Below are 14,356 nucleotides of genomic sequence, written 5' to 3'. Positions count from 1 at the left end.
GGGAGGAGGCTTGCCTCCGATGGCGGCCTCAGGCAATACATGGCCCGGGTCTTAGAACACCGAGGCGTAGTCGCCCAGCTCAACCTGTACCGATTTGATGCGGGTGAAGTTGTTCAGCGAGCTGATGCCGTTCTCACGGCCCACACCCGATTGCTTGTAGCCACCGACCGGCATCTTCGCGTCGGATTCGCCCCAGGCGTTGATCCAGCAGATACCCGCTTCCAATTGGTGAATCGCGCGGTGAGCGCGGTTCAGGTCTTTGGTCACCAGGCCAGCGGCCAGGCCGAAGTCGGTGTCGTTGGCGCGGCGGATCACTTCTTCTTCGGTCTCGTAGGTGAGGATGCTCATCACTGGGCCGAAGATTTCTTCACGGACGATGGTCATTTCGTCGGTGCAGTCGGTGAACACGGTCGGGGCCACGTAGGCGCCTTTGGCGAAGTCGCCGTCGGTCAGGCGGTCGCCACCGCACAGTACGCGTGCGCCTTCTTCCTTGCCTTTGGCGATGTAGCCCAGCACGCTTTCCATGTGGGCGAAGCTGACCAGCGGGCCGAAGTTGGTGTTGTCGTCCTGCGGGTCGCCGACGCGGATGCGCGCAACACGCTCGACGATCTTGGCTTCGAATGCCGCTTGCAGGTGCTTGGGTACGAACACGCGAGTGCCGTTGGTGCAGACCTGGCCGGAGCTGTAGAAGTTGGCCATCATCGCGATGTCGGCGGCGCGATCCAGGTCGGCGTCTTCGAACACGATCAACGGCGACTTGCCGCCCAGTTCCATGGTCACTTCCTTGAGCGAGGAGCTCGACGCGCTCGCCATGACTTTCTTGCCGGTGTCGGTGCCGCCGGTGAACGAGACTTTCTCGATGCGAGGGTGCTCGGTCAGCCAGGTGCCGACTTCACGCCCGCTGCCGGTCAGCACGTTGAACACGCCCGCCGGAACGCCGGCTTCGGTGTAGATCTCGGCCAGTTTCAGCGTGGTCAGCGAGGTGACTTCGCTTGGCTTGAAGATCATCGCGTTGCCGGCGGCCAGGGCCGGTGCGGATTTCCACAGGGCGATCTGGATCGGGTAGTTCCACGCGCCGATACCGGCGACCACGCCCAGCGGCTCGCGGCGGGTGTAGACGAACGAGGTGTCGCGCAGCGGGATCTGCTCGCCTTCGATGGCCGGCACCAGGCCTGCGTAGTATTCCAGCACGTCGGCGCCGGTAACGATGTCGACGTATTTGGTTTCGGAGAAGGCTTTACCGGTGTCCAGGGTTTCCAGGGCGGCCAGCTCGTCGTTGCGCTCGCGCAGGATGTCGACGGCACGACGCAGGATGCGCGAGCGCTCCATGGCGGTCATCGCAGCCCAGATTTTCTGGCCTTTCTCGGCGCTGACCACGGCACGTTCAACGTCTTCTTTCGTCGCGCGTTGCACTTGGGCGAGAACTTCACCGTTAGCCGGGTTGATGGCTTCGAAGGTGGCATCGCTGCCAGCGTCGCTGTAGCCGCCGTCAATGTAGAGTTTTTGCAGTTCGAAACGGGCCATAAAGTCCTCGCAAGTGCATAAGTGGTTGGCGTTGACTGCCGTACCGTAAGCCGGTGCGGCAGCGTTCAGGGGTTGAGCGTTTATGTGTGCTCTAACTCACCTGCTTGGCCAATTGGAAATCCATGTATTCGTAAGCGATCCGTTGCGCCTGCGCCGTGTCGAAAGCGTCTCCCGACAGGGCGCCGCGCAACCACAAACCGTCGATCAGGGCCGCCAGGCCGCGGGCTGCTTTGCGTGCGTGCGGCAGCGGCAGCACTCGGCGGAACTGGCAGCACAGGTTGGAATACAGACGTTGATCGTTGATCCGCTGCAACCTGTGCAATGACGGGTGGTGCATGCTGGTGGCCCAGAAGGCCAGCCAGGTTTTCATTGCCGGTCCGTTGACCTGGCTGGCGTCGAAGTTGCCCTCGATGATCACCTGAAGGTGCGCCCGTGGGCTGTCGTCCGTCAGCGCCTGCCGGCGTTCATGGACGTTGTCGATCAGTGCGTTCATCAAGTAGCGCATCGTCGCTGCAATAAGGCCGTTCTTGTCCTTGAAGTAGTGACTGATGATGCCATTCGAGACACCGGCCAAACGGGCGATCAGCGCAATGCTGGCATCTCCCATTCCGACCTGATCGATGGCCGTCAACGTGGCTTCGATCAACTGCTGGCGGCGTATGGGTTGCATACCGACCTTGGGCATGTAGCACCTCTCCTTAGGCCTGCGGCGGGCGATAAACGTCCGTCGGCTTGATGGCCAGTCTATTTTGTTTTGATTGAACGTTCAATCAACAAAGAATAAGATCTGCGACAAATGGTCGCGTCCTACAGGTATTTCCCACCTGCAGGCGCGACATCCGGCACCTGGTTAAACCCCTGAAACGTCCCTGGGCACTGCGCCCGTGGGGGACAGGGATTTAAGGGGTGTCTTTATAACACCCGTCCGTCGACTGCCGAAAAATCGATGTCCCGGGATAACCGTTGCCTTGTGTTTCTCTCTCGCACTGCCCGGAGCATCTGCGCCATGAGTTCTGCCTCTCTTATAAAAACCCCACCGGAAAAGGTGCGGGTCAACGGTTGGGTGTTCTACACCTCCACCGCGCTGATTCTGTTGTTGACTGCCATTCTGATCATCGCCCCGCAGGAGGCCGGGCGCATGCTCGGTGTTGCCCAGGCGTGGCTTTCGAAAAGCTTCGGCTGGTACTACATGGTGGTCATCGCCGCCTACCTGGTGTTTGTGGTGGGCCTGGCGTTTTCGTCCTACGGCAAGTTGAAACTGGGCAGCAAGGACGACACCCCGGACTTCAGCTACGGCGCCTGGGCCGGCATGTTGTTCTCCTCGGGCATCGGCATCTCGCTGCTGTACTTTGGCGCCTCGGAGCCGCTGGACCATTACTTCAACCCGCCCGAAGGCGCAGCCGCCAGCAATGGCGCCGCACGCCAGGCGCTGCAACTGACCTTCCTGCATTGGGGTCTGCATGGCTGGGCGATCTATGCCCTGGTCGGCCTGGCCGTGGCGTACTTCGCGTATCGCCATAACCAGCCGCTGGCCCTGCGTTCGGCGCTGTACCCGCTGGTGGGCGAACGTTGGGTGAAAGGCGCGGCCGGCCACGCGGTGGACGGTTTCGGCATGTTCGTGACCCTGCTGGGCCTGGTGACGAACCTGGGGATTGGTTCGATGCAGGTGTCGTCCGGGTTGGAAAACCTGTTCGGCATGCAGCACAGCAACACCAACCTGTTGATCGTGATCATCGTGATGAGCACCGTGGCGACCATTGCTGCCGTGTCGGGCGTGGAGAACGGCATCCGCCGCCTGTCCAACCTCAACATCGTGCTGTTCAGCGGCCTGTTGATCTTTGTGCTGTTGTTCGGCCCGACCCTGCATTTGCTCAACGGCCTGGTGCAGAACACCGGGGACTACCTCAACGGCATCATCCTGAAAACCTTCGACCTCTACGTGTACGAAGGCGACGCCGACAAGACCGAACGCTGGATGGGCCTGTGGACCCTGTTCTATTGGGCGTGGTGGATTTCCTGGGCGCCCTTCGTGGGCATGTTCATCGCGCGGATTTCCCGTGGTCGCACGGTGCGTGAACTGGTGGCCGGCGTGCTGCTGATTCCGCTGGGCTTTACCCTGGCGTGGCTGTCGATCTTCGGTAACTCGGCCCTGGACCTGGTGCTGAACCATGGTGCGGTGGAGTTGGGCAAGACGGCGCTGGAGCAGCCTTCCATGGCCATCTACCAGTTGCTGGAGCATTACCCTGCGTCGAAAATTGTTATCGGCGTGTCGATCTTCGTAGGCTTCGTGCTGTTCCTGACCCCGGCGGATTCCGGCGCGGTGATGATGGCCAACCTGTCGTGCAAAGGTGGCAACGTGGATGAAGATGCGCCGCACTGGCTGCGGATCTTCTGGTCGGCGGTGATCACCCTGGTGACTATCGGCCTGCTGTTTGCCGGCAACTTCGAAGCCATGCAAACCATGGTGGTGCTGGCGGGGCTGCCGTTCTCGGTGGTGCTGATCTTCTTTATGTTCGGCTTGCACAAGGCGATGCGCCAGGACGTGGCCATCGAACAGGAGCAGGCGCAATTGGCCGAGCGTGGTCGCCGTGGTTTCAGCGAGCGTCTGACGGCGCTGGACCTGCAACCGAGCCAAGGCACCGTGCAGCGTTTCATGGACAAGCATGTGACGCCGGCGTTGGAAGAGGCGGCGACGGCGTTGCGTAATCAGGGCTTGGAAGTGCAGACCCTGCTCGGTAAGTCCAAGCGTTGCATCGGTGTGCGCATCGAGATGGAAGAGGGCAACCCGTTTGTCTATGAAGTGAGCCTGGATGCCTACTCGTCGGCGCCGAGCGACCTGCCCGAGGAAGAGCGCACTCGCTACTACCGTGCCGAGGTATACCTGCACAACGGACCTCAGGAATACGACCTGATGGGCTTCACCCAGGAACAGATCACCCGGGATGTGCTCGATCAGTTTGAAAGCCATCGGCAACTCCTTGGCCGGGTCTATAGCTGATAGTTGAAGACGGGTGGTGTCTTCACTGACACCACCTGTTTGCACAGTGAGATGTGCAGTGTTAGCCCAGGTTCTTGCCCAAGAGGGCGTGGTACAGCTCACTGTCTCCCAGAATCCCCACCACCTGGTTGTTGTCATGCAACACCAGCTTGTTGCCGGTGTGATAACGAATCTGCAACGCATCGCGCATGCCGATGTTCGAGTCCACCAGTGTCGGCAACCGACCCAAACCTTCCACCGCTTGCCCCGGCGCCCAGTTCTGCAGGTTCATCACCGCGCCGTTCTGGCGGGCGCCCTTGATGGTGTTGCCTTCGGCCAGGTCCAGCCACGAGTCGCCGCCCGGATCCAGGCATACCGAACCGTTCACGCGCTTGCAGTTGTCCAGGGTGCGCATCAGGCTGCGACCGCACAGCACGTTCAGCGGGTTGGTGTGGGCGACGAAGGTACGCACATAGTCGTCCGCCGGGTTCAGCACGATCTCTTCCGGCACGCTGTACTGGATGATCTTGCCGTCTTTCATGATTGCGATACGGCTGCCCAGCTTGAGCGCTTCGTCGAGGTCGTGGCTCACGAACACGATGGTTTTGCTCAGCTTGCGTTGCAGTTCCAGCAACTCGTCCTGCAGGCCTTGCCGGATCAGCGGGTCGAGGGCGGAGAAGGGTTCGTCCATCAGCAGGATATCGGCGTCCATCGCCAACGCTCGAGCCAGGCCGACGCGCTGCTGCATGCCGCCGGAGAGTTCGTCCGGCTTCTTGTTGCGCCACTGGGTCAGGCCCACCAGTTCAAGCTTTTCATCCACCAGCTTGCGCCGGTCTTTCTCTGGGCGGCCCTGCATCTCCAGGCCGAAGCTGATGTTTTCGCGCACCGTCAGCCAAGGCATCAGGGCGAACTTCTGGAACACCATGGCGATGCGCTTGGTGCGCATCATTTTCAGCTCGGCGGGCGTGCAGGACGCGATGTCGATCTGGCGACCTTCATGCTCCACGAACAGCTGGCCACGGCTCACGGTGTTGAGACCGTTGATGCAGCGCAGCAGGCTCGATTTGCCGGAGCCCGACAGGCCCATCAGCACGCAGATCTCACCTTTCTCGATATCCAGGCTGGCTTTTTCCACGCCGACAATCTGCCCGGTCTTTTTCAGGATCTCGTTACGGCTCATGCCCTGGTCCAGCAGCTTGAGCGCTTCGCGTGGGTCTTTGGAGAAGATCACGTCGACTTTGTCGAATCGGATAATGCTCATGCATCACCCCCTACTTTGGCGTCGGGTTGTTTGCAGATGCGGTCGAGCATGATGGCCAGCAGGACGATCGCCAGGCCCGCTTCAAAGCCCAGGGCGATGTCAGCGGTGTTGAGCGCGTTGACCACCGGCTTGCCGAGGCCGTCGGCGCCCACCAGGGCCGCGATCACTACCATCGACAACGACAGCATGATGCATTGGGTAATGCCGGCGGCAATGCTCGGCATGGCGTGGGGCAGTTCAATGCGCGAGAGCAACTGACGGCGCGAGCAGCCAAAGGCCTTGCCGGCGTCCATCAACTCTTGCGGTACATCACGGATACCCAGGTAGGTCAGGCGGATCGGCGCGGCAATCGCGAACACCACCGTGGAAATCAGCCCGGGCACCACACCCAGCCCGAAGAGGGTCAGGGTAGGGATGAGGTAGACGAAGGTCGGTACGGTCTGCATCAGATCGAGCACCGGCCGCATCATGGTGTAGAACAACGGTTTGTGCGCGGCAACAATGCCCAGCGGCACACCGATGACCACGCAGACCAGGGTGGCGAACAGCACCTGCGCCAGGGTCTCCATGGTTTCCTGCCAGTAACCCAGGTTGAGGATCAGCAGGAAGGAGGCGATGACAAAAACAGTCAGTCCCCATTTACGTTGGATAAAGTGAGCCAGCAGCGCAATCAGACCGATCAATGCCAGCGGATTGAACCAGGTCAGCGCAAACGTCACGCCGTGGATCATCGTTTCCAGTGTCGATGCGATCGCGTCGAAATAGTTGGCGCCGTGTTGGGTCAACCATTCGACGAAGGCAGCGATGTACTGGCCTAGTGGGATTTTCTGTTCAGTCAGCATGGTAGTGAATGTCCACATGCGAAGAGGGAAAACATCCCGGGGCAGCGCACCGCCCCGGGGTCAGCGGCATTACTTGGAGAGGTAAGCTTTCACGGCCTCCAGGCCAGGTTTGCCATCAACGGTGGTGACACCGGCGAGCCAGGTGTCGAGTACTTGAGGGTTCTTCTTCAGCCAGGCTTTCGCCGCGGCGTCGGGTTTCATCTTGTCGTCCAGGACATTACCCATCAGGGTGCTTTCCATGTTGAGGGTGAACACCAGGTTCTTCAGCAACTGACCCACGTTGCTGCATTCCTGGGTGTAGCCCTTGCGGGTGTTGGTGTAGATGGTGGCCTGGCCGTAGTTGGGGCCGAAGGAATCATCACCCCCCGTCAGGTACTTCATCTTGAAGCGGGTGTTCATCGGGTGCGGTTCCCAGCCGAGGAACACGATGGCCTGGTCGCGCTTGGTGGCGCGTTCGACCTGGGAGAGCATGCCGGCTTCGCTGGACTCGACGACTTTGAAACCGGCGGTTTTCAGGCCGAAGGCGTCTTTGTCGATCAGCGTCTGGATGGTGCGGTTGCCGTCGTTGCCCGGCTCGATGCCGTAGATCTTGCCGCCCAGCTCATCCTTGAATTTGGCGATATCGGCGAAGTCCTTCAGGCCTTTGTTGTACAGCGCTTCTGGGACCGCCAGGGTGTACTTGGCGTTCTCCAGGTTGGCGCGCACGGTTTCCACGGTGCCGGCATCGCGGTACTGCTTGATGTCGTTTTCCATGGTCGGCATCCAGTTGCCGAGGAAGATGTCCATGTTCTTGCCGTCGGCCAGGGACTTGTAGGTCACGGGTACCGAAATCATCGTGGTGCGTGGCTTGTAGCCCAAGCCCTTGAGGATTTCGCTGGTGGTGGCGGTGGTGACGGTGATATCGGTCCAGCCGACATCGGAGAAGTTGACGGTCTGGCATTGTGCCGGTTCTGCAGCGTGCGCCACGACTGGCAGACTCAGCATGGCGGCCAACAACAACGAGGGTGAAGCTTTCATGGGGCTAGACTCCTGTGTTTTTTCTGGCGGCGTTCGCCGCGCTTTATAAGTGTTGCGGTTGGAGCGTGCGACAACAGCTCTGGCACGGTGCCTTGCAAACGAGTCGAGACTGATCATGTACCAGTGAAAATCTGACGCCTACAGGGGGCGTCGTATCCAGTACAGGGAGGGTCGTATCCAGTGTCGGTGACGTCGCTTACAGGTTTTTCCCAAGGCAAAACTGCAGTTTTTGCCCATCTGCACCGCTAAAAACGGCCAAAACCGGTGATCGCACAGGCGCGACGCTGGTGAGCATGGGTGCGTCGGTGTGAGACGCCGTGACGGCAAGTAAAAGCTTGATGATGCCGCCATCTGGGCGATCTGAGCGTAGCAGCTCGTTGGTGTCCGGCCTGTTCACCTGCGGAGTTCCACGTTAATGGCTATCAGTGTTTTCGACCTGTTCAAGATCGGCATCGGGCCTTCGAGTTCTCATACCGTCGGCCCCATGCGCGCCGCGGCGTTGTTCGTTCAAGGGTTGCGTGAACGTGATCTGTTGGAACAAGTGCGGCGCGTCGAAGTTCAGCTGTATGGCTCGCTGTCGGCCACCGGCATCGGCCATGGCAGCGACACCGCGACCATCATGGGCCTGATGGGCGAATGGCCGGACGCCATCGACCCTTCGCAGATCGGCCAACGCATCCACACCCTGCGCGAGACCGACACCCTGCTGCTCGACGGGCGCTTGCCGGTGCCCTTTGTCTGGGCCCGGGACATGCGCCTGCTCGACGAAAACCTGCCGTTCCATCCCAACGCCATGACCCTGGTGGTGTCGGGTGACAATGGCGAGCTGCACCGCGACACCTACTATTCGGTGGGTGGCGGTTTTGTGGTGGATGAAGCCCAGGCGCAAAGCGGCGTGGCCGATATGGACCGCACCGAATTGCCTTACGACTTTTCCAGCGCGGTGGAGCTGTTGCAGCTGTGCAAGACCCACAACCTGCGCGTGGCCGAGTTGATGATGGCCAACGAGAAGGTCTGGCGCTCTGAAGATGAAATCCGCAGCGGCCTGATGAAACTCTGGCGCGCCATGCAGGATTGCGTGGAACAGGGTCTCAAGCACGAAGGCATCCTGCCCGGCGGCCTCAACGTGCGCCGGCGTGCCGCCAAGTTGCACCGCAGCCTGCAGGAGTTGAACAAGCCAAATGTGATTGGTTCGACCCTGAGTGCCATGGAATGGGTCAACCTGTTCGCCCTGGCGGTGAACGAAGAAAACGCCGCCGGTGGACGCATGGTCACGGCGCCCACCAACGGCGCTGCCGGGATCATCCCGGCGGTGCTGCATTACTTCATGAAATTCAGCGAAGAAGTCACCGAGGCCAATGTGGTCGACTACCTGCTCGGTGCGGCGGCGGTGGGCATTCTGTGCAAGAAGAACGCCTCGATCTCCGGCGCCGAAGTCGGCTGCCAGGGCGAAGTGGGCTCTGCCTGCGCCATGGCCGCCGCCGGGCTGGCCGAGATCCTCGGCGCCACGCCGGAGCAACTGTGCAATGCTGCCGAAATCGGCCTGGAACACAACCTGGGGCTGACCTGCGACCCGGTGGGCGGCTTGGTGCAGGTGCCGTGCATCGAGCGCAACGCAATCGCGGCGGTGAAGGCGATCAACGCGGCGCAAATGGCGCTGCGCGGCGACGGCCAGCACTTTATCTCTCTGGACCGGGTGATCCGCACCATGCGCGATACCGGGGCGGACATGCATGACAAGTACAAAGAGACATCGCGCGGTGGGTTGGCGGTCAGCGCGGTGGAGTGCTGAGACCGCGTTGCCTGCATCGGGGCAAGCCCCCTCCCACATTTGGATTGGTGAACACAGTCAAAGGTGGGAGGGGGCTCGCCCCCGATAGCAATCATCCAGGCGCCGCTGCGCAAAAAGTGAACACCCCAACCAAAAGCGCCACCTTTTAGCGCGTCGCAAATAGATAAGTAGCTTGCGAACGATTTTCGACCTGACCACTGACCTCCCGCGCTTTGGGTGACAGACTTCTCCCACACCCGCAAAGCGCCTTCCCACAAGTGCTACCGATCTGCTCACACACCTTGCCCGGGCGTGTTCCTACGGCCAATTCCAGCCATAACCGTACGTGCGGCGCGGGCTTATTTAGACGCGTCATGAGGTCGTTTTTAGGAGTTATTGGACGGCCATTCAAATTTAGGCATGGCATTTGCTCTATCAATTCAAAGCCTCTCTCCTCGCCGGATGAAGAGCGCAATAACAAGAGCCTCGCCTGAGGCCATCACCCGCTTTGTGTGAGGAGATACCGCGATGACGTCGTTCAACTCCGGGGCCCAACCCCAGAACCGTGCGCCTCAATCCATCGGCTTTTTGCTGCTGGACAATTTCACGCTGATTTCCCTGGCCTCCGCAGTCGAACCGCTGCGCATGGCCAACCAGCTCTCCGGCCGCGAGCTGTATCGCTGGACGACCTTGAGCGTCGATGGAAACCAGGTGTGGGCCAGCGACGGTCTGCAAATCACTCCCGATGCTTCCATGCACAAAGCGCCCGCCCTGGACACCGTGATCGTGTGCGGGGGGGTGGGTATCCAGCGTACCGTGACCCGTGAACATGTGTCGTGGCTGCAAAGCCAGGCACGCCAATCGCGCCGCTTGGGCGCGGTATGCACCGGCAGTTGGGCCTTGGCTTGCGCCGGTCTGCTCGATGGTTTTGATTGCAGTGTGCATTGGGAATGCCTGGCTTCGATGCAGGAAGCCTTCCCCCGCGTGGCCATGAGCACACGCCTGTTTACCCTCGACCGCAACCGCTTCACCAGCTCGGGCGGCACTGCGCCGCTGGACATGATGCTGCACCTGATCAGCCGAGATCACGGTCGCGAACTGTCGGCCGCCATCTCCGAGATGTTTGTGTACGAACGCATCCGCAACGAGCAAGACCACCAGCGCGTGCCGCTCAAGCACATGCTCGGCACCAACCAGCCGAAGCTTCAGGAAATCGTCGCGCTGATGGAAGCCAATCTGGAAGAACCGATCGACCTGGATGAACTGGCGGTATACGTCGCCGTCTCACGTCGCCAGTTGGAGCGGTTGTTCCAGAAGTACCTGCATTGCTCGCCGTCGCGTTACTACCTCAAGCTGCGCCTGATCCGTGCACGGCAGTTGCTCAAGCAAACGCCGATGTCGATCATCGAAGTGGCGTCGGTGTGCGGGTTTGTGTCCACGCCACACTTCTCCAAGTGCTACCGCGAATATTTCGGCATTCCGCCACGGGATGAGCGCGTCGGCTCCAACACCACCCAACAGGTGGCGATGATGCCAATTCCACAGGCGCTGGTGTTGTCGCCGTTGTCGGGGCCGATGTCGGCGTTGAGTCAGGCGCGCAATGAGTCGACGTTTGCCAGTGTAAGGCTCTAGACCGAGGTGTCTGCATCGGGGGCAAGCCCCCTCCCATATTTGGATGGGTGAACACAGTCAAAGGTGGAAGGGGGCTTGCCCCCGATAGCAATCTATCAGGCGCCAGAGTTCTGCTTGAACTGCACCAGTGCCGGCAACAACTGCTTGTCGATTGCCTGACGCACGGCCGGCAGAATCGTCGCACTGCCGGTGTACATCTGCTCCACCATGCCCTTGAGCGCCTTGGCCCGTGCCTCGCTCAAGCCGCGTACCGCGCACTCGCAGGCCTGCTCGGCAGTGGCGCCGCTGGACACTTCGAAACCCAGCGAGCGCAGTTGGCCCAGCAGGTCATCCTGGTCAATCAAATCCGCGTGCATCATGACGTTTATCCTGGTGAGGTGAACGGGGTCTGACTGGGATTCTGGTAGCCACCCAAGGGGGCGGCAAGCGCAGATTGCACGAATGCCTCAGATGGCTATGAGCATGTCGTTTTCGGGCCATTTAACGAAGGCGGTAATGGGCACACTGACTATCAGCAAACAGCTTGAAGGTTTGGTCACCCTCGAGATGTCACGCTCACACAAGGCCCTCTGCCTCGATCCAGTCACGGCTGGATCGGGGTTTTTTTGTGGGGGCGGGCTTGCTCGCGAAAGGCGCGCCACGGTCTACCGTTGCAACACCAAAATGCGCGAGAGCAACTCATCCCTATCGATATAACACCCTTGAAAATGCCGAGCCCCGGAAGCCGGGTCAAAAGCGTGACGCGCATGCAACGTGCGGCGGTTATCGAAGCACCACAGCTCACCGGGGTTCAGGCGCTGCACCACACGAAAGCGATCTTCCCGCGTCATCGCGATAAAGCGCCGATAGGCGCGATACAGCAACGGCATCTGGTCCTCACTGGTATCAAATGGCCCGCGTAGAAAGTTGGCCATGCGGATCTCCGCGATATCGCCCAAGGCATCCAGCGCAATGATCGGCGCCAACTGGCGGTAGTCGCTGTGACGGTCCTTGTTGCGAAACTCCACCGGGATTTCGCACAGCGCCAGGAACGCTTCGGGGTCTTCGGTACGCAGGGCGCAGGCGATGGCAAACCCATCGACAAAAATACTTTCGCCACCGTCGGCATCGTTCACCAGGCAATGCAAAAACTGCAGGCCCGGTTGCAGCTCCCGCGTGGGCAAATCACTGTGCAACGGCAGGTTGAAGGCGGTGTAGGCATTGCTGTCGGCATCGGCCTTGGATTGCACGTTGAACAGCACGCCGAAGTTGCTCTCGCGGATGAATGAAATGCGCTTGGCGACCAGCGCCAGGGCGCCGGGCTCGGTGGGCACGCCGCGGATTTGCGTGAGGCCGCAGTCACGTAGCGCCAGCAGCCACTGCAACAATGCGTGGGGGTCTTGCATGACCGCTGAATAGTCGAACACCGGCAGTTGGAAGCGGCTGTCCCACAGCTGGGGTTTGGGCTTCGCCGCCCAGCGTTCGGCGCGGGACTCATCGTCGTAGGCATGCGCCCGCAGCCAGCCGGGGTCGTACTGGCTGCGGTGGCCGCCGCTCCATTGCACGCTCAACAAGCCTTGATCGATGCGTGCGTCGACAGCGCTGAGGTGCTCGTCCACATCGACAATCTCCAGCACCTGCTCGCGGGTCACGCTGTACACGCATTCCGCGCAGGGGCAGTTGTCCCGCAGCCACTGATGATGAAACGGGCTGACCCGCCCATCGGCCCATTGCACACGAATCTGATCATTTAGCACCCGCACCTGCGCAAGGTCGCAGATCTTCGGGTAGGTACGGAAATCGGCAACAGCGGCAGCGGTTTGCATGGTGTCTCCTTATGGTTTTTTGGGTGGCAGTCCAATTACTCGGCCGAGCAGGGCGGGGCGAGGCAGGTCAGCCTGCTGGGCGCTGATGGCAGTGAGTCTTTCCAACGTGGCATCGGTGAACGGCGCGGCATGCGGGCCGGCTAGGTCAACGTGCAACAGCATCTGTTCGTTGCCCGCCAGTTCCTTCTCATCCCCCACCAAGTGTAGGCTGTGATAGAGGTGCAGGCGCTTGGCGTCATGGGCGATCAGTTGGGTATGCACCTCCACGTCGGCGCCGAGTTTCACTTCGTGCAGGTAGTTCAGGTGCAGCTCCAGGGTGAATAGCGAATGGCCGCTGGCTTCGCGGTTTTCACTGTCCAGCCCGAGGATGTCCATCAGCGCGTCGGTGGCGTAGCTGAAGATCAGCAGGTAGAACGCGTCGCGCAGATGGCCGTTGTAGTCCACCCAGTCGGGGTGGACCTGGGTGGTGTAAGTGGTGAGTGCGGGCATGTCAGGGGTTCCGTTATTCTGCGAAGGTCATGCCGTGCCTGGCCTTGGTGGTTTTCACCGCTTCCAGCACCGCCAGCAGGCAATCATCACGATAGCGCTCCAGCGCTGAAATGCTGTGCTTGCCCAACTGGTCGCTGGTGCCGTCGACCACGTCGTCGATCAGCTTGTCGGTCAGTTCCGGCGCCGGCAGGTAGGTCCACGGCAATTGCAGTGCCGGGCCGAACTGCGCCATGAAGTGCCGCATGCCGGCATCGCCGCCCGCCAGGGTGTAGGTGAGGAACGTGCCCATGAACGACCAGCGCAGGCCGGCGCCAAAACGGATTGCGTCATCGATCTCGCCGGTGGTCGCCACGCCATCATTGACCAGGTGCAGTGCTTCACGCCACAACGCTTCGAGCAGGCGATCGGCGATGAACCCCGGGACTTCCTTGCGCACATGCAGCGGGCGCATGCCGAGGGATTCATACACCTTGATCGCGGCCTGGATGGCTTCTGGCGCGGTGTTCTTGCCGCCAACGACTTCCACCAGCGGCAACAGGTAAACCGGGTTGAACGGGTGGCCGACCACACAGCGTTCCGGGTGGGTCGAACCTTCGTAGAACTCACTCGGCAACAGGCCCGAGGTGCTTGAACCGATCAACGCATTCGGCTTGGCTGCCGCACTGATCTTGCTGTGCAGGTCCAGCTTCAGCTCCAGGCGTTCCGGGGCGCTTTCCTGGATGAAGTCGGCGTCTTTCACGCACTCTTCGATGGTCGCGACGAAGCGCAGGCGCTCTTGCGACGCACCCGGCGCCAGCCCTTGTTTCTCCAGGGCGCCCCAGGCGTTGGCGACGCGCTTGCGCAGCGCAGCTTCGGCACCGGGTGCCGGGTCCCAGGCGACCACATCCAGGCCATGGGCCAGGGCGCGGGACACCCAGCCGCTGCCGATGACACCGCTGCCGAGGGCGGCGAAGGTTTTGATTTCGGTGATAAAGCTCATGGCAAATTCCTAAAGAGGTTGGTAATCCCCTGTGGGAGGGGGCTTGCCCCCGATAGCGG

Annotated in this window: 12 protein-coding genes; 3 read left to right on the top strand and 9 right to left on the bottom strand. The window is 60.9% G+C overall.

What is annotated here, in order from left to right; all coding sequences use genetic code 11:
* Positions 1-51: 51 nt before the first annotated feature.
* Together betB and betI are read right to left on the bottom strand one after the other, a co-directional pair.
* Complete coding sequence (gene betB / locus BFN10_RS14860; protein WP_071490312.1) at positions 52-1,524, bottom strand: betaine-aldehyde dehydrogenase; 1,473 nt, start codon at positions 1,522-1,524, stop codon at positions 52-54.
* A 91-nt stretch (positions 1,525-1,615) separates the two neighbouring features.
* On the bottom strand, positions 1,616-2,209 hold the full coding sequence (gene betI / locus BFN10_RS14855; RefSeq protein ID WP_017735982.1) for a transcriptional regulator BetI: 594 nt from the start codon (positions 2,207-2,209) through the stop codon (positions 1,616-1,618).
* A gap of 378 nt (positions 2,210-2,587) precedes the next feature.
* Between betI and BFN10_RS14850 the strand changes: the two genes are divergently transcribed.
* On the top strand, positions 2,588-4,522 hold the full coding sequence (locus BFN10_RS14850; protein ID WP_231999537.1) for a BCCT family transporter: 1,935 nt from the start codon (positions 2,588-2,590) through the stop codon (positions 4,520-4,522).
* 61 nt (positions 4,523-4,583) lie between these two features.
* On the opposite strand, the gene choV is transcribed toward BFN10_RS14850, so the two are convergent.
* From choV to BFN10_RS14835, 3 genes are all read right to left on the bottom strand, one after another.
* Complete coding sequence (gene choV, locus BFN10_RS14845; protein WP_058426626.1) at positions 4,584-5,762, bottom strand: choline ABC transporter ATP-binding protein; 1,179 nt, start codon at positions 5,760-5,762, stop codon at positions 4,584-4,586.
* Positions 5,759-6,604 carry a choline ABC transporter permease subunit gene (gene choW / locus BFN10_RS14840; RefSeq protein WP_016972877.1) on the bottom strand — a complete coding sequence of 282 codons (846 nt, stop codon included), beginning with the start codon at positions 6,602-6,604 and terminating at the stop codon, positions 5,759-5,761. Before choW ends, choV begins: the two co-directional genes overlap by 4 nt.
* A gap of 69 nt (positions 6,605-6,673) precedes the next feature.
* Entirely contained in the window at positions 6,674-7,621 is a 948-nt protein-coding gene (locus tag BFN10_RS14835) for a choline ABC transporter substrate-binding protein (protein ID WP_071490310.1), read from the bottom strand.
* 415 nt (positions 7,622-8,036) lie between these two features.
* Between BFN10_RS14835 and BFN10_RS14830 the strand changes: the two genes are divergently transcribed.
* Both BFN10_RS14830 and gbdR read left to right on the top strand, forming a co-directional pair.
* Positions 8,037-9,413 (top strand): L-serine ammonia-lyase, encoded by a 1,377-nt coding sequence (locus BFN10_RS14830; protein WP_071490309.1) that lies wholly within the window; start codon positions 8,037-8,039, stop codon positions 9,411-9,413.
* A gap of 507 nt (positions 9,414-9,920) precedes the next feature.
* On the top strand, positions 9,921-11,024 hold the full coding sequence (gbdR, locus tag BFN10_RS14825) for a choline metabolism transcriptional regulator GbdR (RefSeq protein WP_005792167.1): 1,104 nt from the start codon (positions 9,921-9,923) through the stop codon (positions 11,022-11,024).
* Between the two features lie 95 nt (positions 11,025-11,119).
* Here the strand turns inward: gbdR and BFN10_RS14820 are convergent, their stop codons facing one another.
* The 4 genes from BFN10_RS14820 to BFN10_RS14805 form a co-directional block, all read right to left on the bottom strand.
* On the bottom strand, positions 11,120-11,383 hold the full coding sequence (locus tag BFN10_RS14820; protein WP_010207120.1) for a hypothetical protein: 264 nt from the start codon (positions 11,381-11,383) through the stop codon (positions 11,120-11,122).
* 285 nt (positions 11,384-11,668) lie between these two features.
* Positions 11,669-12,829 carry a gamma-butyrobetaine dioxygenase gene (locus BFN10_RS14815; RefSeq protein ID WP_071490308.1) on the bottom strand — a complete coding sequence of 387 codons (1,161 nt, stop codon included), beginning with the start codon at positions 12,827-12,829 and terminating at the stop codon, positions 11,669-11,671.
* A gap of 9 nt (positions 12,830-12,838) precedes the next feature.
* Positions 12,839-13,318, bottom strand: coding sequence for a thioesterase family protein (locus BFN10_RS14810; protein WP_071490307.1), 480 nt, complete (start codon positions 13,316-13,318; stop codon positions 12,839-12,841).
* A 13-nt stretch (positions 13,319-13,331) separates the two neighbouring features.
* The gene (locus BFN10_RS14805) at positions 13,332-14,297 is read right to left on the bottom strand and encodes an L-carnitine dehydrogenase (RefSeq protein ID WP_071490306.1); all 966 of its coding nucleotides are present in this window, start codon (positions 14,295-14,297) and stop codon (positions 13,332-13,334) included.
* Between the last annotated feature and the right edge of the window lie 59 nt (positions 14,298-14,356).

The sequence above is a fragment of the Pseudomonas extremorientalis genome (assembly GCF_001870465.1).
GTDB classification, from domain to species: Bacteria; Pseudomonadota; Gammaproteobacteria; order Pseudomonadales; family Pseudomonadaceae; genus Aquipseudomonas; species Aquipseudomonas extremorientalis.
The sequence above is the reverse complement of the archived record's forward strand: the minus strand, read 5'-3'. Positions and strand labels throughout refer to the sequence as shown.

Excerpts from the sequence above, each read along its gene's own strand:
- betB (WP_071490312.1), bottom strand. The coding sequence starts at position 1,524 with ATGGCCCGTTTCGAACTGCAAAAACTCTACATTGACGGCGGCTACAGC.
- betI (WP_017735982.1), bottom strand. The coding sequence starts at position 2,209 with ATGCCCAAGGTCGGTATGCAACCCATACGCCGCCAGCAGTTGATCGAA.
- choV (WP_058426626.1), bottom strand. The coding sequence starts at position 5,762 with ATGAGCATTATCCGATTCGACAAAGTCGACGTGATCTTCTCCAAAGAC.
- choW (WP_016972877.1), bottom strand. The coding sequence starts at position 6,604 with ATGCTGACTGAACAGAAAATCCCACTAGGCCAGTACATCGCTGCCTTC.
- BFN10_RS14835 (WP_071490310.1), bottom strand. The coding sequence starts at position 7,621 with ATGAAAGCTTCACCCTCGTTGTTGTTGGCCGCCATGCTGAGTCTGCCA.
- BFN10_RS14830 (WP_071490309.1), top strand. The coding sequence starts at position 8,037 with ATGGCTATCAGTGTTTTCGACCTGTTCAAGATCGGCATCGGGCCTTCG.
- gbdR (WP_005792167.1), top strand. The coding sequence starts at position 9,921 with ATGACGTCGTTCAACTCCGGGGCCCAACCCCAGAACCGTGCGCCTCAA.
- BFN10_RS14820 (WP_010207120.1), bottom strand. The coding sequence starts at position 11,383 with ATGATGCACGCGGATTTGATTGACCAGGATGACCTGCTGGGCCAACTG.
- BFN10_RS14815 (WP_071490308.1), bottom strand. The coding sequence starts at position 12,829 with ATGCAAACCGCTGCCGCTGTTGCCGATTTCCGTACCTACCCGAAGATC.
- BFN10_RS14810 (WP_071490307.1), bottom strand. The coding sequence starts at position 13,318 with ATGCCCGCACTCACCACTTACACCACCCAGGTCCACCCCGACTGGGTG.
- BFN10_RS14805 (WP_071490306.1), bottom strand. The coding sequence starts at position 14,297 with ATGAGCTTTATCACCGAAATCAAAACCTTCGCCGCCCTCGGCAGCGGT.